This is a genomic window from Haloferax sp. Atlit-4N (genome assembly GCF_003383025.1).
In the GTDB taxonomy this organism is placed as follows: Archaea; Halobacteriota; Halobacteria; order Halobacteriales; family Haloferacaceae; genus Haloferax; species Haloferax gibbonsii.
Genome location: NZ_PSYY01000003.1, coordinates 135,336 through 155,735, shown reverse-complemented (window position 1 = coordinate 155,735; position 20,400 = coordinate 135,336). Strand labels below are relative to the sequence as shown.

General features: G+C 62.9%; 15 protein-coding genes. 6 read left to right on the top strand and 9 right to left on the bottom strand.

The features are described 5' to 3' along the window. The first annotated feature begins 404 nt into the window (after positions 1–404). On the top strand, positions 405–1,016 hold the full coding sequence (locus tag C5C07_RS16150) for a molybdenum cofactor guanylyltransferase (protein ID WP_008097293.1): 612 nt from the start codon (positions 405–407) through the stop codon (positions 1,014–1,016). Here C5C07_RS16150 and yqeC read toward each other — a convergent pair. Next, a complete protein-coding gene (gene yqeC, locus C5C07_RS16145) occupies positions 1,013–1,744 on the bottom strand; it encodes a selenium cofactor biosynthesis protein YqeC (protein ID WP_115805553.1) in 732 nt (243 codons plus the stop codon). The genes C5C07_RS16150 and yqeC overlap by 4 nt on opposite strands. Before the next feature lie 51 nt (positions 1,745–1,795). Next, complete coding sequence (locus C5C07_RS16140; protein ID WP_115805552.1) at positions 1,796–3,550, bottom strand: aldehyde ferredoxin oxidoreductase family protein; 1,755 nt, start codon at positions 3,548–3,550, stop codon at positions 1,796–1,798. 277 nt (positions 3,551–3,827) lie between these two features. Between C5C07_RS16140 and C5C07_RS16135 the strand changes: the two genes are divergently transcribed. The 3 genes from C5C07_RS16135 to C5C07_RS16125 all read left to right on the top strand — a co-directional run bounded on the left by C5C07_RS16135 (position 3,828) and on the right by C5C07_RS16125 (position 6,707). Further along, a complete protein-coding gene (locus C5C07_RS16135; protein ID WP_115805551.1) occupies positions 3,828–4,943 on the top strand; it encodes a GTP-binding protein in 1,116 nt (371 codons plus the stop codon). Positions 4,944–5,085: 142 nt separating this feature from the next. Further along, positions 5,086–5,475, top strand: a complete 390-nt coding sequence (gene tnpA, locus C5C07_RS16130; RefSeq protein WP_115805550.1) for an IS200/IS605-like element ISHvo18 family transposase — start codon at positions 5,086–5,088, stop codon at positions 5,473–5,475. Further along, the gene (locus C5C07_RS16125) at positions 5,472–6,707 is read left to right on the top strand and encodes an RNA-guided endonuclease TnpB family protein (protein WP_115805549.1); all 1,236 of its coding nucleotides are present in this window, start codon (positions 5,472–5,474) and stop codon (positions 6,705–6,707) included. The genes tnpA and C5C07_RS16125 overlap by 4 nt, the downstream gene beginning before the upstream one ends. Positions 6,708–6,775: 68 nt before the next feature. On the opposite strand, the gene C5C07_RS21780 is transcribed toward C5C07_RS16125, so the two are convergent. The 3 genes from C5C07_RS21780 to C5C07_RS16115 form a co-directional block, all read right to left on the bottom strand. After that, positions 6,776–6,940 (bottom strand): hypothetical protein, encoded by a 165-nt coding sequence (locus C5C07_RS21780; protein WP_193493643.1) that lies wholly within the window; start codon positions 6,938–6,940, stop codon positions 6,776–6,778. A gap of 69 nt (positions 6,941–7,009) precedes the next feature. Then, a complete protein-coding gene (locus tag C5C07_RS16120) occupies positions 7,010–8,167 on the bottom strand; it encodes a glutathione-independent formaldehyde dehydrogenase (RefSeq protein ID WP_049968816.1) in 1,158 nt (385 codons plus the stop codon). 579 nt (positions 8,168–8,746) lie between these two features. Continuing rightward, positions 8,747–9,022 carry a hypothetical protein gene (locus C5C07_RS16115; RefSeq protein WP_008097301.1) on the bottom strand — a complete coding sequence of 92 codons (276 nt, stop codon included), beginning with the start codon at positions 9,020–9,022 and terminating at the stop codon, positions 8,747–8,749. Positions 9,023–9,245: 223 nt separating this feature from the next. Here C5C07_RS16115 and C5C07_RS16110 point away from each other — a divergent pair, with 223 nt between their 5' ends. Together C5C07_RS16110 and fdhF are read left to right on the top strand one after the other, a co-directional pair. After that, the gene (locus C5C07_RS16110; protein ID WP_115805548.1) at positions 9,246–10,766 is read left to right on the top strand and encodes an NADH-ubiquinone oxidoreductase-F iron-sulfur binding region domain-containing protein; all 1,521 of its coding nucleotides are present in this window, start codon (positions 9,246–9,248) and stop codon (positions 10,764–10,766) included. Then, on the top strand, positions 10,763–14,089 hold the full coding sequence (fdhF, locus tag C5C07_RS16105; RefSeq protein WP_115805547.1) for a formate dehydrogenase subunit alpha: 3,327 nt from the start codon (positions 10,763–10,765) through the stop codon (positions 14,087–14,089). The genes C5C07_RS16110 and fdhF overlap by 4 nt, the downstream gene beginning before the upstream one ends. Before the next feature lie 302 nt (positions 14,090–14,391). Here fdhF and C5C07_RS16100 read toward each other — a convergent pair whose 3' ends face one another. The 4 genes from C5C07_RS16100 to C5C07_RS16085 form a co-directional block, all read right to left on the bottom strand. After that, positions 14,392–14,853, bottom strand: a complete 462-nt coding sequence (locus C5C07_RS16100) for a nucleoside deaminase (RefSeq protein WP_304999722.1) — start codon at positions 14,851–14,853, stop codon at positions 14,392–14,394. 60 nt (positions 14,854–14,913) lie between these two features. Continuing rightward, the gene (locus C5C07_RS16095) at positions 14,914–15,057 is read right to left on the bottom strand and encodes a rubrerythrin-like domain-containing protein (RefSeq protein WP_004971811.1); all 144 of its coding nucleotides are present in this window, start codon (positions 15,055–15,057) and stop codon (positions 14,914–14,916) included. Between the two features lie 116 nt (positions 15,058–15,173). After that, the gene (locus C5C07_RS16090; RefSeq protein ID WP_115805546.1) at positions 15,174–18,038 is read right to left on the bottom strand and encodes a bacterio-opsin activator domain-containing protein; all 2,865 of its coding nucleotides are present in this window, start codon (positions 18,036–18,038) and stop codon (positions 15,174–15,176) included. A gap of 742 nt (positions 18,039–18,780) precedes the next feature. Then, positions 18,781–20,346: a PAS domain S-box protein gene (locus C5C07_RS16085; RefSeq protein ID WP_049968647.1), complete on the bottom strand. Its 1,566-nt coding sequence runs from the start codon at positions 20,344–20,346 to the stop codon at positions 18,781–18,783. Positions 20,347–20,400: the final 54 nt, after the last annotated feature.

Genomic DNA, 20,400 nt, shown 5'->3' with positions numbered 1-20,400 from the left:
CCAGTTCGGTACTGCGACTCGATGTTGAACCATCAAGCGTTAGTTCTGGAAATAGCTTCTTCGGCCCTCACAGTTCTATTCTACGAGGTTCGGGGTGTCGATCTCCTGTTTTCACTCGTCTTGTACCGCAATACGATAGTCGGGGATTCATAAATTGTATAGCGCAATATCATCTGTTGCCATGGAGATAGCTGACTCGGAATTCATTCTGGATTCTCAGCCCATTTTACAATATAGAATAACACAGCTATCTGTGTAATGGTTCCAGTACGTTTTCACCCCCTCACATGTCCCAAAATCAAACGTTCTGACTCCTCAAAAGGCATCGAACACACAGAATGGACCAGATCGATATCCGATTCGTAGCACAACTGCTTTGGACAACGAAAATGAACACGCTTAGTATGCGAACCGGTGTCATCATCGCCGGCGGGTACTCGACGCGGTTCGGTGCGGAGGACAAAGCAGTCGCTTCTCTCGCTGGGACCCCTCTCATCCGTCGCGTCGCCGACCAGATGGTCGGTGTAATCGATAGCCTCGTCGTCAACTGCCGACCGGAACAGGCTGATACGCTCCGAACCGCGCTCGACGGTTACGACCACCCGATAACGATTGCAGAAGACGCAGAGTGCGACGAGGGGCCGATGGCGGGAATCCTGACCGGTTTGCGGGCCGTGGAGACGGAGTACGCGTTCGTCGCCGCATGCGATATGCCCTTTCTCGAACCCGCGCTCATCGACAGACTGTTCGAGCGGGCGGGCGGTCACGACGCTGCCGTGCCGCGGGTCGGTGACGGCTGGTTCCAGCCTACTCACGCGGTGTACCGAGCCTCGGCGATGGCCGACGCTTGTGAAACCGCGCTAGCTGAAGGGAGCCACAAAATCATCGACCCGCTGTTCACGCTCGACTACGTCGTCCTCGGGGAGGACGAGGTGCGCGAGTACGCGAGCCTCGATACCTTCGAGAACATCAACACCCCCGAAGAGCTCGCTCACGCGGCGGAACAGTTGCGCTAGCGTTCTACGGCGGCCACGACGGGGTCAGACGCCGTCAACTGCGTCAGTACGACGCGTGGGACGTCCGACTGAGCCAGAACGTCCGAAGCAATCTCCCGTGCGACAGCCTCGAGGGCCGCGTCGTCGACCTTGTTCAGCACGGGAATCACTGTCGCACCGTCGGGGACATCCGCGTGGCCGCCACGTTCGCTGGTGAGTACTGTTGCGACGTCGGACGGGCGGATCGTGTCGCCGAGTTCGAGGTCGGTGAGGGTGGTGACCCGCTCCGGGCGGTGGACGCACGCTTCGGTAAGCGGTTCGCCGACCGCGTGGACGCTGGCGATGGGGAGGACGGTGTCGGCAGTCTCCGGGAGTTGTGGTTCGCGGTCACCTGGTGCCTTGAACTCGCGCATCCGCGCGCCGTCGGCCTTCACCAGCACGGCGTCGGTGGCGTCCGATTCTCCGATGGCGTCGACCACGTCGGGGTCGTACCCGCGGTAGCGGTCGTCGCGGTCGCGGTCGGGAACGACGCCCACCGGCCAGTCCGCCACCCGTTCGAGCGCGGCAGCCGGGCGCTCGGTCACGACCACGTCGGCGACGTGCTGGTCGAAGATGGGGATGCGGACGGTGGCCGTCACGACGGCGCGGTCGAGTTGACGCGCCAGCGCGTACAGCGTGGACTTTTTACCGCCCGCGCCGACGACGCAGACCACGCCGCTTCGAGCGCAGAGCAGATCGGCGAGCGTCATATTCGCTCCACGGGTAGTGTACAGTTCGTCGTCCCGCCGTTCGTGTGGTGTTCAATCATGGAGGTGGTCGAAGTCCTCGGTGAGTTCAGTAAGGTCGAGGCGGTCGATAGTCTGGGCCGTCGGCACGCCGTTTTCGTCCCAACCACGGCGGCGGTAGTACGCGTCGAGCATCGAGTCGAAATCGTCGCTCTCGACGACTGCACCTGCGCGTGGCCCTGTCCCAAGCGGCTCTTGGAGCGTGGCCGGCAGCGCATCGTCCTCGCGCGAGATACCTTCACGGACGTTGAACAGGCGCGTCACGTTCCAAACCCGTTCGCCGACTGTGGCGAGTTCCCCGACGGTTTCGAGGGTGACCGATTCGAGCCACTCCCGGCCGAGGTCGTCGAGCGCGTCGCCGAAAAAGTCATCGGCGATAAGACTCCAGAGTATCGACCGCTGGTCCTGTTCGCGAATGACCTCCGCCGCGGTCCGGTCGGCTCCCCAGTTCCCGTCGAACACCTCGCGCTCGATGGGTCGCGCCCGCCGATGGCACGCACCCCGATCGCTGGTCGCGTACGCGAGTGCCATGCTCTGCGCGCCGCGCGGGTCGTAGGCAGGGAGCTCCATCGACTTCACCGTGGGGACGAGGTCTCGCCCGCCGAACTGCGTCGCCGCCGCTTCGACTCCGTCCGCGAGCGCGTCGCCGAGGTCTGACTCGCGTTCCGCAATCTCCCCTAAGAGGGCGCGTGCTCCGTCGGGGTCACCGAACGAGAGTGGGCGGTCGAGTACGTCGGCGGCGTTGGCCTTGATGGTCCATGCGACTGCGCTACCAGCGCTAATGAGGTCTATTCCGAGCCGATCACAGGTCTGTCCCAACGCTCCGACGGCGTCGAAGTCGTCGATGTCGAGTCCGGCTCCGAGCGACATCGCGGTGGCGCCGCGTGGGACGTAATCGCCTTCTTCCGTGGCCACGCGATACCCTCCCGGAGTCGTCGCCTCGGCGTATTCGCGACCGACGGCTCGGTCTTCGACTGTCGTGATTCCTACTTCATCCGTCTCGTCGAAGTGTCCGCCACTCCAGCCTCGCGTCGAGAGTGCGCCGATTTCGTTCGCGAAATCGATCGTCTCGACGGTCCCGCTGGCACGTAGCCACTGTCCGGTAGAGGTCTCTCGGTACTTCGTCGTGTAGGCCTCTCGCAGGTCGTCTAACCCGTCAGGGGGGTCTCCTTTCGCGATGATCGCCTTCAGCCGCTTCGAACCCATCACCGCTCCCGCTCCCCCTCGGCCCGCGTGGTGGTCGCCGGCGTCGGAGGCGATCGTGGCATATGCGATCTGTCGTTCTCCCGCGGGGCCGATACACGCGACAGACGCGTTCGGGAACGCTCGGGCCGTTTCGACCGTACTGGCTCCCCACGTCTCGGCGGCTTCGATTGTTGCGCTCCCGTCTTCGATGACGAGGTGAACGGGGTCGGACGCGATGCCCGTTACGAGCAGGCCCATGTGCGACCCGAGCGCGCCGGCCAGGGAGTCGGGAAATTCACCCCCCGCGTACGAGTCGAGAAAACACCCTGTCAACGGGGATTTCGTGATGGCGGCGTATCTCGAGTCACCCGGGAGATAGCCCGTGAGCGGGCCAAGCATGAACAGAATCGCGTTTTCTTCGCCGAGCGGGTCGACGCCGGCGTCGAGTTCGTCGTAGAGATAGCGGGCACCCAACCCTTTTCCGCCGACGTATCGCTGTCGCCACCCGTCCAGAATCGGCGTACTCTCGACCGAGCCGGCGGACAAGTCGACTGTGAGGAGTCGGTCAGCGATTGGAGGCGCCATCTGGTCGTTCGTCAGTACCGGCGACCAAAAAGATGATGCCGTTCTCGCGGACCGTCGAGCGATTTCGAGGGGCGAACGTCTCCGACAAAGACGCACAGCTCGGTTTGTTCGGTGTTCGAGGTGCCCAACACGAACGGACAGGAAACCAGAAGTATCAAAGAATAGTCATGATGTGTTTTCACGACGGCAGTTCGGAGAACGGCGGGTTCTGTCTCCTGTGTGAGTCGGCCGCCCCAGTCTTCATTACGACCACTCGTGAGGCGTCACACACATCGACATGTCCACAGCCGAAATACCGATTACGGTCGTTAGCGGTCCACTCGGGGCGGGTAAAACGACGTTGGTCAATCGACTCCTGAACGACCCCGGTGACAGAGACATCGCCGTCGTCGTCAACGATATGGGCGAATTGAACGTCGACGCGGAATTAGTCGCGTCAGAGGCTGACGATGGAGTCGTCGACCTCTCGAACGGCTGTATCTGTTGCCGGTTGCAAGACGACCTCGTGACTGAGGTGACGCGGTTGGCGGAGACGCGTTCGTTCGACTATCTCCTCATCGAGGCCTCGGGAATCAGCGAACCGCTCCCGATTGCGCGGGCGCTGACGGGCGAGTCGAACGAGGGCGGTCTGCCGGAACGACTCCGGTTGGATACCACGGTCTCGGTCATCGACGCCTACGGGTTCTGGAAGGCGTTCGACCCGGAAGAATCGCTTCCGGACGCCGCCCCCGACCCGGAGCGTCCGCTGACGGAGGTACTCGTCGAGCAGGTCGAGTTCTGTGACGTGCTGTTGCTGAACAAGTGCGATATGGTCCCCGACGATGCGTTGGACGCCGTCGAGGCCGAGATTCGAGAGCTCCAGCCGCGTGCGAGCCTCCACCGGACGACCTACAGCGAAGTCGACCCGACGCGGGTTCTCGATACGGGACGCTTCGATTTCGAGGCGACGAAGCGCCATCAGGGCTGGAAACGAGCCCTCACGGGCGACGGAGCCGAGGCGGACCACGACCACGAACACACCCACGACGATGCCGCCTCGGCAGCGACGGCCCACGGCGTCGAGTCTTTCGTCTACCGTCGAGACCGTCCGTTCCATCCGCAGCGTCTCGACGCGTGGCTCGACGACTGGCGGGGGAACGTCGTCCGCGCGAAGGGGTTCGCGTGGGTCGCGAGTCGTCCCGAGGCGGTTCTCGGCGTGAGTCAGGCGGGACCGTCGGTGCAGGCCGGTCCCATCGGTCGATGGGGAGATGATGACCCCGAGACGCGACTCGTGTTCATCGGTCGCGACCTCGACGAAGACGCAGTAACCCGAGAACTCGACGAGTGTCTGGCGACGACGGACGAGCGAAGGGCGGCGTATCCCGACGACCCGTTTCCCCGCGAGTCCGCCTGATACATAGTGCGAGCGCATACCCGCGTCTTCAGGCGCGGGTCAAGCGGACAATAGCGTACACAACCACCGACGGTAGTACGGCTGGATTTCCCACCGTGTAAGGTGGTTTTAAGACACACGCTACGTATAGTGTGTAGTACGGATGAAGACCACACGGCACGCAACGTACAACCTCAACTACCACATAGTGTGGATACCGAAGTACCGTCGGTCGGTACCCGTCGGTGACGTTGCAACCCGTGTGCGAGACATCCTCCACGAAATCGCTGACGAGAAGGGGTTGGAGATTATCGACCTCACTGTCCAACCCGACCACATCCACCTGTTCGTCAGTAGCCCGCCGAAGCACGCTCCGTCACTTCTCGCCAACTGGTTCAAAGGCATCAGTTCGCGGAAGTACAACCACCGACACGCCGACCACGACAGTGAGAAAATCAAGTGGGTGCGAGGCTACTACGCGGGGACAGCAGGACACGTTTCGAGTGAGACTGTCGAGAAGTACATCCAGCGTCACGAGGAGGACGAACAGTGACCGAACTCACCGAGACGCTGGAACTGAAGCTTGTGGAACCGAACACCCACAAGCATCGGAAACTCTGTGAGACGGAACAGGCGTACCAAGACGCCCTTGAATCCGCGTTCAACGCTAACTGCACCACACAGTCGGCGGCGAACGACGTGGTAGTCAACTACGACCTGAGCGGCTACGCCAAGAACGCGCTCAAGAAGTACGTCCCACAACTCTGTGGCGGAAGCTACGACGCCAAAGAGCTTCACGACGACCACCCCGTTCGGTTCACGAACGAAGGCCCGAAGCTCGACCACAAGCCACAGAACGCTATCGAGTGGTACGTCAAAATCCCGCACCACGACGACTACAACCTCTGGTTGCCCGCGCAACCGAATCCCGAACAGCGAGAGTGGTTGGAAGCGTTGCACGCAGGAGACGCAAAGATGGGCGAATGTCGGTTGTTCGACCGTGACGGCGAGTGGTACTTTCACATCGTCGCCACGCGGGACGTGGAGGAACGAGAGACCAGTTCGGTGGAAACGCCGATTGGGGTAGACATCGGGGAAGCCTCTTTGTTAACGGTGTGTCACCGTGACGAGCGCGGCTCCCCGACTGCACCCAACCTCTGGAACGACGAAGGCATGCGAGTACGGCAACTCCGTGAGACGTACTTCACGGCGACTCGACGCCTTCAAAAACGCGGAAGCGAACGTATCGCTGAATCCTACGGCGACGAGTTGTGGCGACACATCGACCACATCCTTCACACGGTCACGTCGGAGGTCGTCTCCTACGCCGACCGATTCGAGAATCCCGTGTTGGTTCTGGAAGACTTGACGCACATCCGTGAGAACATGGACTACGGCGCGTTCATGAATCGACGGCTTCACGGATGGGGCTTCGCCAAGATGCACGCTCAGATTCGCTACAAGGCGTCTGAGAAAGGGATTCGTGTGGAGACAGTGAATCCCGCGTACACCTCGAAAACGTGCCACTGTTGCGGAGAGACGGGCTACCGTCCGAAGCAGGCGACGTTCAAGTGTTCCAACTCGGCGTGTTGGGTTTCGGAGTACCAAGCAGACGTTAACGCCGCGCTCAATATTGCAGACCGCTACCTCAGTGGAGAGAGTCATTCAAGAGAACACACGGATGGCGATGACTCGGCTGAGGAAGGGGGACATTTGACCGTCCCACAAGACAGCCAAGCCGATGCTGACACCCAGCAAGAGACGCTTGGAACGTATGCGTCTTGAAACCTTAGGGCCGCACTCGGCCTGAAATCCCATGGTGGGATTCCCGCGACTTTAGGCGCGGGAGGAGGTCAATAGGCCGCGCCGAAGTCGACCTCGTCTCGGAGTTCGTCCCACGATTCGTGAAAGCCGTAGGTCGACTCCGACTCACCGCTGATCACCGTCTGATACACCTCGTCGTACTCCAACAACTGCGTCCAACCGTCGTGGTACCGGTAACTGCAGTACTGACACATAGAACGCGATACCGGGCAAACCGGCAAAGGAGTGTCGGTGAGGGGGCCGAGTTGAGAGACTCCGCTACGTTAGGGTTCCAGCAGTACCTTCGTGACTCCCTCCTCGCGGTTGTCGAACTTCTCGTACATCTCGGGCGCGTCGTCGAGGCCGACGCGGTGGGAGACGGCCCAACTCGGGTCGGCGCGGCCTTCGATTATCATGTCCCGGAGTTGTCGGTTGTACTCCTTGACGTTACACTGGCCGGTGCCGAGTGCCTGACCTTTCTCGAAGAGGAGGCCGAAGTCGATGCCGAGGCGACCCTGAGCGGCCATCTCGTCGGGAGCGCCGGGGTCGTCTGGCACGTAGAGACCGGGAATACCGAGTTCGCCGGTCGGTCGGACCGTCCGAATGAGGTTGTTGATGACGACAGCCGGGTTCTCGCGAGCAGGGTCGTACGCGGCGTCGGCTTCCTTGTCCGGGTCGATAGCCTGGTAGCCGACCGCGTCGACGCCCTTGTCGACGCCGCCGCCGTGAATCTCTTTGATCTGTTCGACGGGGTCGCCCTCCTCGAAGTTGATGGGCGTGGCGTCGCAGTGCTCCTCGGCGAGTGCGAGGCGACTGGGAACGCGGTCGACGACGTAAATCTCGGCAGCGCCCTTGAGCTTGGCGCTGTAGGCGGCCATCAGGCCGACCGGACCGGCACCGTAGATAGCGACGGAATCGCCGGCTTCGAGGTTAGCGAGTTCCGTGCCGTGCCAGCCCGTCGGGAAGATGTCTGCGAGCAGCGCGAACGAGTCCTCGTGCTCCCGTCCGTCCGGTAGCTTGAGCGCGTTGAAGTCGGCGTACGGAATGCGGAGCTTCTCGGCCTGCCCTCCTTGATAGGGTCCCATGGCGACGTACCCGTACGCTCCCCCGGCGAACCCCGGGTTAACGTTCGTACAGAAGCCGGTGTAGCCGTTCTCACAGTTCTCACAGAAGCCACAGGCGACGTTGAACGGTGCGACGACGCGGTCGCCGACTTCGAGACTACTGACGGCCTCGCCGACCTCTTCGACGATACCCATATTCTCGTGGCCGAACACGATTCCCGGCTCCGCGGCCGTCCGTCCCTCGTACATGTGGAGGTCGGACCCGCAGATGCAGGTCGTCGTGATGTCGATGACGACGTCGTTTGGATGTTCGATCTGGGGCTCTTCGACTTCTTCGACTGCGACTTCTCGTTCGCCTTTGTAGACGACTGCGTTCATAGACATTGTGCGGACTCCACTCGGCCTCTGCGAACGGTTGCTATTTATATCTCGGGTCGATTCAGCCTTCCTGATATCGGACACTTCACGCTTGAGGAGGGTTTAGTAATGCATTCTCAAAATATCAGAAAAATTATTATGTGTGTTTTCTATGTTGAACCCGGTTCGATTACTCGCTCACTGAAGCTCGAGTTCGAACTCGACGGTCGCGGCCGCGTTCGGCGCTATCTGTCCGACCGACTGTCGCAGGACCGTACCACAATCAACTTCGCCGGAGTCTGTATCTCACGTGCGAGCCGAGATATCCCACAAGCACTCTGTTTTCTTACATGATGTGCGGGGCGTTCGCCCCCGGAATGAATCCACGACGGACCGCCCAAAACGGCTGGCGATGAAGCGCATCAGTAGCACTTCGACACCTCGGCAGTTGTTGGCGCATACTGTCAGGTAACGACGGACAGCGATTTGGTTCTCACCGTGGGACGGCGTCCGCTCGCGCCCGACGCGGAGCGACTCGGTGACACGTCCGACACGTCCCGACGAGAATGCGCTTCCGAACACCCGGTACCAGAGTAATGACTACTTCAATCGCATGTTCTCGGCTCGCTCCGCCGCGAGGTCGGTAATCTCCTCGACGTCGCTATCGGAGCGGTCCGCGAGGACCCGAACCAGCATCCCGAGTTGGACGGCCGCAGTCTCGCGTAACTCCGACGCCTCTTCGGTATCGTTGGCGAAGTAGTACTCGTGTCGACCGTCGTGGTGGACGAGCCCGGTGTACACGGACAGGACGTCGTCTTCGCGAGTCGCATCGGCCGCCTTCTCTCGAACGTCGTCGAACCGTGGGTTCGTCATCATCACGGTAGACGGCACGTCGCCGCCTTAGGTCTTTGCTCCGCTCGCTGTCCCGTCCGGTGCAGTCACCTGTCTCCCGCCCAATCGCGCTCGCGCCGACTTCGACGCGTTCGGGAAACCGAACTCGAAGCCGGTTCCGAACTCTCTCGAATGCCTCGACCCCGCGCTCCGGCGCGCGTGGGTTGGGATGATTTTTTAACCCCGCCGTGTCTCTTCATCCGTGAGAATGAATCGCACAGGCGAAGGGCTCCAGTCGCCGACTGTCCGGGTCTCGGGAGCCGGACGAACGGAACACGGCGAGCGCGTCTTGAGCACCGCACGTGCCGCCGCCGACTCCGTCACGGTCCTCCGAACGGGACCCACCGGAATCAGCGAGTACGACCCGTTGGTCCTCGCGACCGACGCGGGGCGGACTGTGTTTTTCCCAGCTCCGGAGACGCCGAAGGTCCGAGACCTCGTCGCCGCCATGGAAGATGGGGAGTTACCGACGGACGGTGGCGCAGCAGTCGTCGAACATGACGTCGAGACGACGACGCTTCCGGTTCCGACGGACGGGCCGTTCGCGGTGGGGGAGCGGCGCGTCCTCGGTCCCTGTGGGTGGGTCGGCCCCCTGGACCCGACAGCGTACCAGTTTCACTCGCTCGATAGAGACGCGGGCGCAATCGCGGACGCTGGGCTCGTCGGTCGCGGCAGAGGTGATGCCACCGCTGACGAACCGGTCGCGGACGCTTGGCGACGCGCACGAGAGGCCGACGGCGACCCAGTCGTCGTCGTGAATGCAAACGACGCGGACGACCGGCAGCGGGCGGACCAAACGCTCCTCGCCGGGTCGCCGATGTCGGTGCTCGACGGAGTGGCGGCCGTCGCCGAGTACCTCGATACGACTGATGCGGTCATCCACCTCGCAGAGACCGACACCGAACTCCGGGAGCGTCTTCGGCAGGCCATTGCGGCCGCTGCGGACGAACTACCGGTCGTTCCGGTACTCGTCGCAGGCCCGGACGAATACCGTGCCGGCGAACCGACGGCGGCGCTCGAAGCGATAGAGGGTGCGGATAGAATTGAGCCCCGTCTCCAGCCACCGTCGCCGGCCGAGTACGGGCTCTACGGTCGCCCCACGGTCATCCATACGCCGCGGACCTTCGCCCATATCCATCTCGCGCTCTCGGACCCGGAGGAGACCAATAGAAGCGGGTCTGGATCGGCGACGCGACTGCTGACTGTCACCGGCGACGTGACTGCCCCCGCGACGATAGAGTTGGGTTCTGACGCCCACCTCTCGGCGGTTCGGAACGCCGTCGAACTGGAGGGTTCGTTCAAGATGGCCTGCGTCGGCGGGGTTTTTGGCGGAGTCACCCGGACGCTGGATATCGCGCCAACCGTAGCCGGACTGACTGCGGCTGGCCTCGGAACGGAGGGCGTCGTCGAACTGTTGAACGATGAGCGGTGTGCGGTTGCGACTGCCGGAGACCGAGCGCGCTTTGCCTCGGAAGCCAACAGCGGGCGGTGCGTTCCGGGACGAGAAGGGACCGTTCAACTCACCGAGCTGTTGCGAGCGGTCTACCGAGGCTCGTTCGACCGGGGGAAGATACGCGAACTCGGCCGGGTCATGACTCAGTCGAGCAACTGCCTGATCGGTGCCCATGCACCGCGTCCGGTCCTGACTGCGATGGACGAGTTCGAATCGAGTTTCGAAGCACATGCTGACGGCCGCTGTCCGAGCGGCACCTGTACTGACAAACTATGAGTACTGACGACCCACTCCCGGGCGTTCCGGAGATAGACGACCCACAGCACGAGACAGCGGTCACGGCGGAGTTTGAGACCGGGACCGCGAACGACCCACCCGTCGGAACCGGCGGTGAGAGTCCAACGACAATCACGGTTAACGGAACACGGGTTACCGTTCCACCGGGGTCGACTATCATCGACGCCATGCAGGCCGTCGACGACGAGATAGTGAGCGTGGACCCCGGTGCCGACAGCCTCGACGAGGACGCTGACGTTCCGGCGCTCTGCTACTACGACCGCGAAGGCGATGCGAGCGACGAAATCGGCCCTCGGAGCGAGTGTCGAACCTGCATGGTCGAAACGGACGAACACGGGGTTGTCCCCTCCTGTTCGTTCCCAGCTGAGGATGGGCTGACGGTCGAGACCGACACGGCGACCGCCGAGGAGTGCCGGAGCGTCAATCTCGACCTCGTCCTCTCTAACCACAATCTGCGCTGTACGACCTGTAACGGAAACGGACGCTGTGAACTACAGGAGACGGCCATCAGCGAGGGGGTCGACCACCCGCGCTACGGCGTCTTCGACGAGCGCAGCGAATACGAACCGCTCGACGACAGTTCCTCGTTCATTCAGATCGACCGCAACAAGTGCATCCTCTGTAACCGGTGCGTCGAGGGCTGTAACGACGTTCAGGTCGAAGGCGTCCTCCGCATCGAGGGCTCCGGAGCGGACACCCGAATCGGGTTCCAGTCCGACGCCGAGACGATGGCCGACTCCGACTGCGTCTCCTGCGGACACTGCGCCACGGTCTGTCCGACCGGCGCCCTGACCGAGAAGGATATCGGCGGTGCCGGGACGCTCCCGCTGCCGGGATTCACACAGCGGAACTCAGTCGGACGAGTCATCGAACACGAGGAGGTAGAGACGCTCGACGACACGACGGCACCGAACCGCTCGCCCGCTCCCGGTAGTGCGGGGAGTGCTGGGGACGAAGCCAACGCAAGACAGGAGGAGCAAAGCGGTGTCGCCCGCTATATGGCTCAGAGCAAACGCCGGGCGTCCGACTTCCTCGAAAAATACGGTCGGAAGGCCGTACTCGCGGGCGAACACACCGCGGAGAACATTGCGGCGCAGACGCTGCCAGAGGGTCGGCTATTCGACATCGCGTCGCTCGTCAGCGACTACCGATTGGGCAAGGTCGACAAAGCGGAGACGACGTGTGGGTTCTGTGCGGTCGGCTGTCGGTTCGAGATGTGGGGCAAAGACGGCAACGCCCTCGGCGTCCAACCCGTCGACGACCCGGACAATGCACCGGCCAACAACTTCTCGACGTGCGTGAAGGGGAAGTTCGGACACGACTTCGCCAACAGCAAGAAGCGGCTCACGAAGCCACTGATTCGAAACGAGGACGGCGAGTTCGAGGCGGCCTCGTGGGACGAGGCGCTCGACTACGTCGCCAGCGAACTCCACGGGATTCAGGACGAACACGGCGTCGACGCGGTTAGTTGCCTCGCGTCGTCGAAGGGGAGCAACGAGGAGGCGTATCTCGTCCAGAAGTTCGCTCGACAGGTGCTCGGCACGAAGAACATCGACAACTGCGCCCGACTCTGTCACTCGTCGACGGTGGCGGCGCTCCAACAGACGCTCGGCTACGGCGCGATGACGAACCGCATCAACGAGGACATCGGCGAGGCCGACGCCTACCTCATCAGCGGGTCGAACACGACCGAGTCGCATCCGGTGTTGGCGACTCGCATCAAGCAGAACGTCCGCGACGGGGCCGACCTCGTGGTGTTCGACCCCCGGAAAATCGGCATCGCCGAGCACGCCGACCAGTACACGAGAACGACGCCCGGCTACGACGTGGCGTGGCTCAACGGACTCATCCGATACCTCATCGAACACGACCTGCACGACGAGACGTTCATCGAACGGAATACGAACGGGTTCGAGGAGGTCAAGCAGAAAGTCCAGGCGTTTACACCCGAGAAAGTCGAGGAACTGGCCGGCGTCCCTCCAGCAGAACTGCAGTCGGCCGCCGAGACGCTCGCAAACGCCGAGAACGTCGTCTTCGGCTGGGCGATGGGGATGACCCAATCCAGCCACGGGACGGAAAACCTCCTCGCGATGGCCGACCTCGCGCTCACGCTCGGGCAGGTCGGGAAACCGGGTGCCGGACTCTCTCCCTTCCGGGGCCAGAACAATGTGCAGGGCGGCGGCGGCGACATGGGTACCCTGCCCGGCAGTCTCCCCGGGTACCAAGACCCGGCCGACGACGAGGTCGGCGAGAAGTTCGCCGAGGTGTGGGGCGAACGTCCGCCGGCCGAACCCGGGCTCAAAGTCCCGGAGATGCTCAGCGAGGCCCACGAAGGCAAACTCCGCGGAATGTACATCGTCGGGGAGAACCCCGCGCTCTCGGAACCCGATATCCAGCACGCCGGTGAGGCGCTCGACGGCTTGGACTTCCTCGTCGTACAGGACATCTTCATGACGGAGACTGCAGAGCACGCGGACGTGGTTCTGCCGGCGGCGACCTCGCCGGAGAAACACGGCACGTTCACCAACACCGAGCGTCGGGTACAGCGGGTTCGAGCGTCGGCGGAACCGCCCGGAAAGGCGCGGCAGGACTGGGAGATTACGCAGGAACTGGCGGCCAGACTGGGCTACGACTGGGGCTACGACCACCCGCGGGAAGTGATGGACGAGATTAGCGAGCTGACGCCTATCTACGGCGGCGTCAGCTACGAGCGTCTCGAATCGGGCGACGAGCACGGACTCCAGTGGCCCTGCTGGGATGAAGACCATCCCGGTACGCCGTATCTCTACGACTACGAGGAGGGAGAGTTCAACTTCGACGACGGTCTCGCCCGCTTCGTGCCGGCAGACGGCGGCCATCCCGGTGAACTACCGGACGAGGAGTACCCCCTCACGCTCACGTCCGGGCGGGTTCTCTATCACTGGCACACCGGACAGATCACCCGACGTGTCGAGGGGCTTATGAGCCACGTCGGCGAGAGCTTCGTCGAAATCAGCCCGACGACCGCCGCGGAACTCGGCGTCTCGGACGGCGAGTACGTCAGGGTCGAATCCCGCCGTGGCGACATCGTCGTCAAGGCGGAGGTGACCGACCGTGTCGGCGACGGAACGCTCTTCATCCCGATGCACTTCGCGGCCGGTGCGGTCAACAAACTCACGCAGGAAACCTTCGACCCGCAGGCCGGCATTCCGGAGTACAAAGTGTCGAGCGTGCGCGTCGAACCGCTCGGACCGGATGCTGACCCGGACGTGCTGCGGACTCCGGACGCAGGTGCTGGGAGTGTCGCACGCGACGACGACTGATTGCCGCGGGCGCTTCGTTTCGGTGTACTCTTTCTCAACGACTCGTGTACTGACTTCTGCTGAAGCTGACGCTATGGTGACCGGTTCCGTGCCTGCCGCGTTTCATCCCGCGAGCGTGACTCGAAACGGCCATACCGCGAGTGACCTGCCATCACTTGTGCAAACTAGACAAGACTGAAGTGAGATTTTAAAAAATCTAGAAAATTCAAGGAAGTCAGATTATCTGAATAATCCAAAAAGACAGCTATCGCTTGTCTGCGCCGACGGTCGACCACGGCTGAGCGAAGCTTTCGAGCCGTCGGTTACCACTCGTACGCTCGGTGAATCTGCCGGGCCTCCTCGTTCAGTACCGGGCCGACTACCTCGGTGACGCCGTCGAGAATCGCCGCCGACCGGACGCCGGGATTCGACCCCGTGAACGCTCCGACTTCGTCGCCGCCGACGCCGTACACGACGCGCGCGAAGCCGGCGGTCGCCATCCCGCCGGCGCACATCGGGCAGGGCTCCGTGCTGGTGTACATCACCGTCTCCGCCCGCTCGTCGGAGTCGTACTCTCGGCACGCCCGATAGGCGAGCTGTAACTCGGGGTGCCGACGAATGTCGGACTCCGTCACGATGCGGTTCGAGTCGCGCATGACGACCTCGTCGTCGCGGACGAGGACGGAGCCGAACGGTTCGTCGCCGCGGGCGGCGGCCTCGCGGGCGAGTTCGAAACTCTCGCGCATGTGCGCCTCGTGGTCGAAGTCGTCGAGGTGAGTCGTCACGTCGCCTACGGTCTCCACGCCGAGCGGCTTAAATCGAACGACGGCCGCGCCCTCGCGCGGTTACTCAATTGCCGTCCGTCGGTTGCGCATCGCTCCTCCGCAGTCCGGGCAGCGTAGCGGGTTGTGTTCGGTGAGGACGATACCGCCACACTCGAAGCATTCGTACGTTCCTTCCTCGCCGGGGGTGGATTCGACATCTCTCATGGTTCGCGAGCGCCGGTCGTGTCCCGGACGCTCTGCCCATGCGTAATAGGTGTACAAGGGAATATGAGGTAGTTACACACCAAACCAGTCGAGAGAATACCGGCTAGATAACGAACCTACCCGCCTCTTCCGGTGGCGGAACCGGAGTGCTCGTCGAACAGCGTCGCGAACAGTTTCCGCTGGACGGTCCGCACGTGTTTGTAGAACGCCGGTGGGGAGATACCGAGCGTCGCGGCGACGTCTTCGCCCGTGTTCTCCCGTGGCGATTCGAAGTAGCCGCTGTAGTAGGCCGTCTGGAGCACCTCGAGCTGTCGCTCTGTCAGCTTGTCGAGGAACCGCGAGAAGAGGTCGCGCTCGGTCGAGCGGTCGAGCGTCTGTTTGGTGCGGAGTTCGACGCCGGCGAACGCTTCGTCGACGAGGTGCGTGACGTTCCGAACGTCGATGCTCTCGGGGACGTCGACGACGAGCGTCGTCTCCTCGGGGGTCGCTCGCACCTCGCCGAGGACGGCACCGTGGTCCGCAAGCTCCGGTGCGAGAAACGGCTGGGTCAAGCGTAGGCGCAGGACGCCGGCGTCCCCGTCGGTGCTTATCCGTCGTACGTCGGCGACGGCGACCAGTTCGTCGGCCGCGGCCGCGACGGATTCGACCGCCCCGTCTTCGACGGTGACGAACACGTAGTTTCCTTCGGCGGACTGTTGGACCCCTCCACGGTAGGTGAGCGTGCACCCCGCGTCGCGGGCGAGTCGCGAGAGGACGAACGTGGGGTCGTCGACGGCGAACCCGACGCGGGTGACGGCCGTGGTGAGCAGTGCGTTCTTCCGTTCGAGGGCGCTCAGCGCCGACGCGATGGTCTCGCCGAGTTCGGCCAAGACGGCGGTCGCCGTCTCGTCGAAGGCGTCGTGCGTCGTCGCGTACACCGTCAACACGCCGTGCGAGAGGTCGTTATAGACGAGCGGGATGCTGAGCACCGACAGGTAGTCTCGGGTGAGCGCGCCCTTCCGCCAGGGTTCGTCCCGGAAACCGGACGCGACGTTGGGAACGGTAGTCACCTCTCCGGTCGCCGCCGTGCGTCCCGCTGGTTCGACCGACGACGCCGCGACTTCGAACGTCGTGCTGTCGAGATAGCCCCGTTCGTCGCCGGCCCACGCGCGGGGCTCGACCGTCTCGCCGATGGGGTCGACGGAACCGACCCACGCGAACGCGAACCGGTCGGCGGCGGTCAGTAGCTCGCAGACGGTGTAGTCTATCTCTTCGCGCGTCTGGGCTCCGACGAGCGCTTGGTCGATTTCGCGGATGGTCTCGTTGATTCGGTTTAGCTCGGTGAGCCGGTCGTTCTGTCGCTGGAGCGTCCGGTCTTGTTCGCGGAGTCGGGATTCGCGCGTGACGCGGTCGAGCGCCGCCTCGGCGGTCACCGCGAGCAGGTCGGTCAGTTCCCGCGCCACCGCGTCGAAGGCTCCGACCTCGGTCGAGCCGGCGACGAACACGCCGTGGTCTCCGAGTGGGACGTACGCGACGCTCCGGAGACCGGTCACGGAGTTCTCCAACCGGCCGGCCTCGTGCACGTCGTCGAAGTACAGCGCACTGTCCTCGACGAAACTGTGGCTCGGGAGCGTCTCCCCGTCCGCGGGCACTGTCGGGAGCGGGCCGTGGGCCTCGCGCATCGCCGGCGAGTACGCCGCCGGTCTGAGCGCGTTGGCGTCGGCGTCGAAGAGGTAGACGGCGCTCGCATCGAGCGCGAGCACGCCGGGCGTATCGTCGACGACGCGCTGGGCGATTTGTCGGTGAGTCCCCGTGTAGAGGAACTCGCGAGCCGTCTCGTGGAGCGTCGTCAGCGCGTCCTCGCGCTGCTTGCGCTTCGTGATGTCGCGGCAACTGAAAAGCAGCGTTCCGTCCCGAATCGAGACCTCACGGACGTTGACGAGAAGGGTGTGCTCGCGGCCGGCCTTGTCGGTCACCGTACTCTCGATGTTTTTCAGGACGCCGCGCTCCGCGAGTTCGTCGCGGTCGAAGAGGTCCTCCCCCAGCAGTTCGTCGATGGGGACCCGTTCGCGCAACTCGTCTGCGGTGTAGCCGAAGATGAAGTGGACGTTTGGACAGACGTAGGTGTAGGCCCCCGACTCGTCGGTGATGAGGACCGTATCGGTCATGTTGTTGAGCGTGACGCGGTGGAGTTCCTCGGAGCGGCGGAGGTCTCGTTCGAGGGACACCCGCGCTGTGATGTCGATACCCTCGACCACGACCGACGCGACCTCCCCACGCTCGTCGGTCACGGGGCGGACCGATAGCTCGACGATGCGTCGTCTTCCGGTCTCCGACGGCTGTGGGACCACCGCGTTCCCGGCCGTCCCTCCGAGCGCGTCCTCGACGAGCCGTCGCACGTCGTCGCTCGTCGGGTCGTCTCCGTTCGACCACCACGGGAGTGACCAGAAGGCCCCGCCGACGAGCGGGTCGACGGGCGCGTCGAGGAACTCCCGCGCCGTCCGGTTCGCCCGAGTCAGCGACCCCTCTCCGTCGAGCACCCACGTCGCCGTCCGTTCGTCGTCGAACATCGCGTCGAACTGCCTGGCGCGTTCGCGCTCGCCGGCCGACTGTCGCGCCGACCGGAGCGCCCGTCCGGTCCGCGCGAGGAGTGTTTCGACGTCCGGCGAGTCTGCGTCAAGCGCGACGTAGTCAGTCGCGCCCGCACCGAGGACCTCGCTAGCGAGGACGTCGCTCCCGCCGTCCGCGGCGACGACCACTGGAAGGGTCGCGACCGTCGAGCGAACGTCTGTGAGGAGGTCGACGACGGCCGCGTCCGCGAGGTCGGCGTCGACGACGACGCAGTCGACCTCGTCCGCTTCGACTGCGCGGAGTGCCGCCGCCTTCGTCTCGGCTTTCAGTACGGTGACGCCGGGTCGCGAATCGAGTCCCTCGGCGAACCGCGTCACCCAGTCGCTCTCGCCGACGACCAGCACGCTGCCAGAATCGGAGACACCGGACATGGCTAGAGACCAAACCCCCGTTGACAAAGGCGTTCGCTATCTTACCATCGCAACCTTGAGTAATTTAGATACCCTCGATTTTCCAAGTTCATCAGATTATGTGGATATTTTGAATATTCTAGATTTGTCAGGGAATGTGGGTTCTTCCAACTACGCAGGTTGTCCGCGGTCGCTCTCTCCTGTGCACCACGTGGAGTAGCCGGGTTGCTCAAACTATGTGCGTGTCTTCGACTATTCAACTAATCCAGATAATTTAGATTGCTCACACGTCGTCACCACCGCACGTTACCGACCTCACAGAGATTCTACGCGAGATGTGGATTATTCAGATAACCACGAGAATCTAAGCGACCCACACGACTCGGGTTCGGTGCATATGTGGATAACTGGAACTACGCGGGTAGCCTCGATAACGACGACTTTTCCACTAGCTGGTGCTCTCAGTACTGCGGTTACGGTGCTCTTTTGACCGTGTCTCTCCGTCGGATGCAAGTGAGACAGCCCGTCTTCGACCGCTCCGAGGGTCGAACCAGACACAGTAAATAATCCACCTAATCTAAATTTCTCGGAGTGTGATGCTGTTCTGGGTCGTGCTTCTCGACGGCCATCTTCGCAGTACCGGCATTGTTAGGATACTGTGAGTATCTTGACGAACCTCCATTACCAGAAGAACCCAGCAAATCTGAATTATCTGGAATATCTGGGTCACCTGAATAGTTCAATTAATATCAAATACGCCGCGTCAGTTCTCCGGCGCGGGGAGTCTGAGTTCGACCGTCGACCCGCCCTCGGCGCGGTCCAAGATAGACACCTCGCCGTCGAACTGCGTGACGAACCAGTGGACGGTCCACAGCCCCATTCCGCTTCCGTGCGTCAGGGGGGTCTCTTTCCCGCGTTTCAGAATCTCCCGCTCGGTCTGCGGGATACCGGGGCCGTTGTCCTCGACCGCGATTGCGACCCGCTCGCCTGAGAGGCGTCGCGACCAGACCGCGACGACGGGGCGGTCCCTGTCGTTGTGGACGATGGCGTTCTGTACGAGTTCGTCGAGCGCGAGGTACAGCGAGTGCGTGCTCGCGAGCACGGTCTGTTCGCTCGGTCCGATTTGAACCTCCGCCTCGGGGTGCTTCCGTTCGTACGTCCGTTTGAGATCGGCGAAGACGTCGCTGACGCCGACCGGGTGTCTGTCCGTGCTCCCCTCCACGGCGTTCTCGAACTGCCGGGCTTTCTCGCCGGTCGACACGAGGCTGTCGGCGTTCTCGATGATTCGGTCCGTCTTCGAGACCATCGCCTCCGTCGAGAATCGGCTCGCCGCGGCGACCAGCGTGTCGAGCGTCCGCAGTTCCGAATCGATACCTCTGGTCGTCTCGCTGAGTTTCGCCAGCGTCTCGTGCAACCGCTCGTAGTCGTCTTCGTCTATCGACGGGCTGTCGAGCGCTTCGAGGTCCCGTTTCAGCTCGCTCGCGTACCCGCTGACGACGTTGAGGTTGTTCCGAAGGTTGTGGCGAAGCACTCGGTTCAACACCATGAGCCGCTCTTCGCGCTCTTTCCTGTCCGAGATGTCGCGCACCGCGCCGCGGACGTTGGCGCCGCTGTCAGTCGGCTCACCGCGAACTTGCACCCATCGCGTTCGCCCCGTGGCCGTTACTACCCGCATTTCGACGTCAAAGGGGTCGCCGTTGACCCGCGCACTCTCGATGGCCTCGTCGATGACAGCGCGGTCGTCCTCGTGAAAGAAGTCCCCGAGTCCGTCGAGCGTCACCTCCGCGTCGGACGGGATATCGACCAGCCGCTTGGTCCCGTCAGTCAGTCGTAGCTCGCCGGTTTCGTAGTCGACCTCCCATCCGCCGATGTCGGCCAGTTGTTCGGTGCGTTCGAGGCGGTCGCGGTTCCGCTCTAACTCCTGTCGGTACTCGTAGGTCTCGGTGACGTCTCGGACGATTTTCGTGAAGCCTCTGAGCTCCCCGTCGTCGCCGCTCAGCGCGCGGACGATTACGTGCGCGAGGATGCGCGACCCGTCCTTCCGGACCCGCCACCCGCGTTCCTCGTAGCTTCCCTCGGACTCGGCGATTGAGAGCACCGTCTCGGGAGACTCGCCGTCCCCGTCGGTGGGATAAAAGACAGACAGGTGACGACCGATAATCTCGTCTCGCTCGTAGCCCTTTATCCGTCTCGCACCCTCGTTCCACGTCGCCACGAACCCGTCCGCATCGAGGAGAAATATCGCGTATTCGGTCACCTCCTGAAAGAACTCTCGAAGAATGAGGTCGGACTCGATGTGTTCGAACAGTTCGCTCCGCTCACATGACATTACTGGTTGAGTACCATCCACATGCTGATAAACTGCTCGGCGATTCGGACGGCG

Excerpts from the sequence above, each read along its gene's own strand:
- C5C07_RS16150 (WP_008097293.1), top strand. The coding sequence starts at position 405 with ATGCGAACCGGTGTCATCATCGCCGGCGGGTACTCGACGCGGTTCGGT.
- yqeC (WP_115805553.1), bottom strand. The coding sequence starts at position 1,744 with ATGACGCTCGCCGATCTGCTCTGCGCTCGAAGCGGCGTGGTCTGCGTC.
- C5C07_RS16140 (WP_115805552.1), bottom strand. The coding sequence starts at position 3,550 with ATGGCGCCTCCAATCGCTGACCGACTCCTCACAGTCGACTTGTCCGCC.
- C5C07_RS16135 (WP_115805551.1), top strand. The coding sequence starts at position 3,828 with ATGTCCACAGCCGAAATACCGATTACGGTCGTTAGCGGTCCACTCGGG.
- tnpA (WP_115805550.1), top strand. The coding sequence starts at position 5,086 with ATGAAGACCACACGGCACGCAACGTACAACCTCAACTACCACATAGTG.
- C5C07_RS21780 (WP_193493643.1), bottom strand. The coding sequence starts at position 6,940 with ATGTGTCAGTACTGCAGTTACCGGTACCACGACGGTTGGACGCAGTTG.
- C5C07_RS16120 (WP_049968816.1), bottom strand. The coding sequence starts at position 8,167 with ATGAACGCAGTCGTCTACAAAGGCGAACGAGAAGTCGCAGTCGAAGAA.
- C5C07_RS16115 (WP_008097301.1), bottom strand. The coding sequence starts at position 9,022 with ATGATGACGAACCCACGGTTCGACGACGTTCGAGAGAAGGCGGCCGAT.
- C5C07_RS16110 (WP_115805548.1), top strand. The coding sequence starts at position 9,246 with ATGAATCGCACAGGCGAAGGGCTCCAGTCGCCGACTGTCCGGGTCTCG.
- fdhF (WP_115805547.1), top strand. The coding sequence starts at position 10,763 with ATGAGTACTGACGACCCACTCCCGGGCGTTCCGGAGATAGACGACCCA.
- C5C07_RS16095 (WP_004971811.1), bottom strand. The coding sequence starts at position 15,057 with ATGAGAGATGTCGAATCCACCCCCGGCGAGGAAGGAACGTACGAATGC.
- C5C07_RS16090 (WP_115805546.1), bottom strand. The coding sequence starts at position 18,038 with ATGTCCGGTGTCTCCGATTCTGGCAGCGTGCTGGTCGTCGGCGAGAGC.
- C5C07_RS16085 (WP_049968647.1), bottom strand. The coding sequence starts at position 20,346 with ATGTCATGTGAGCGGAGCGAACTGTTCGAACACATCGAGTCCGACCTC.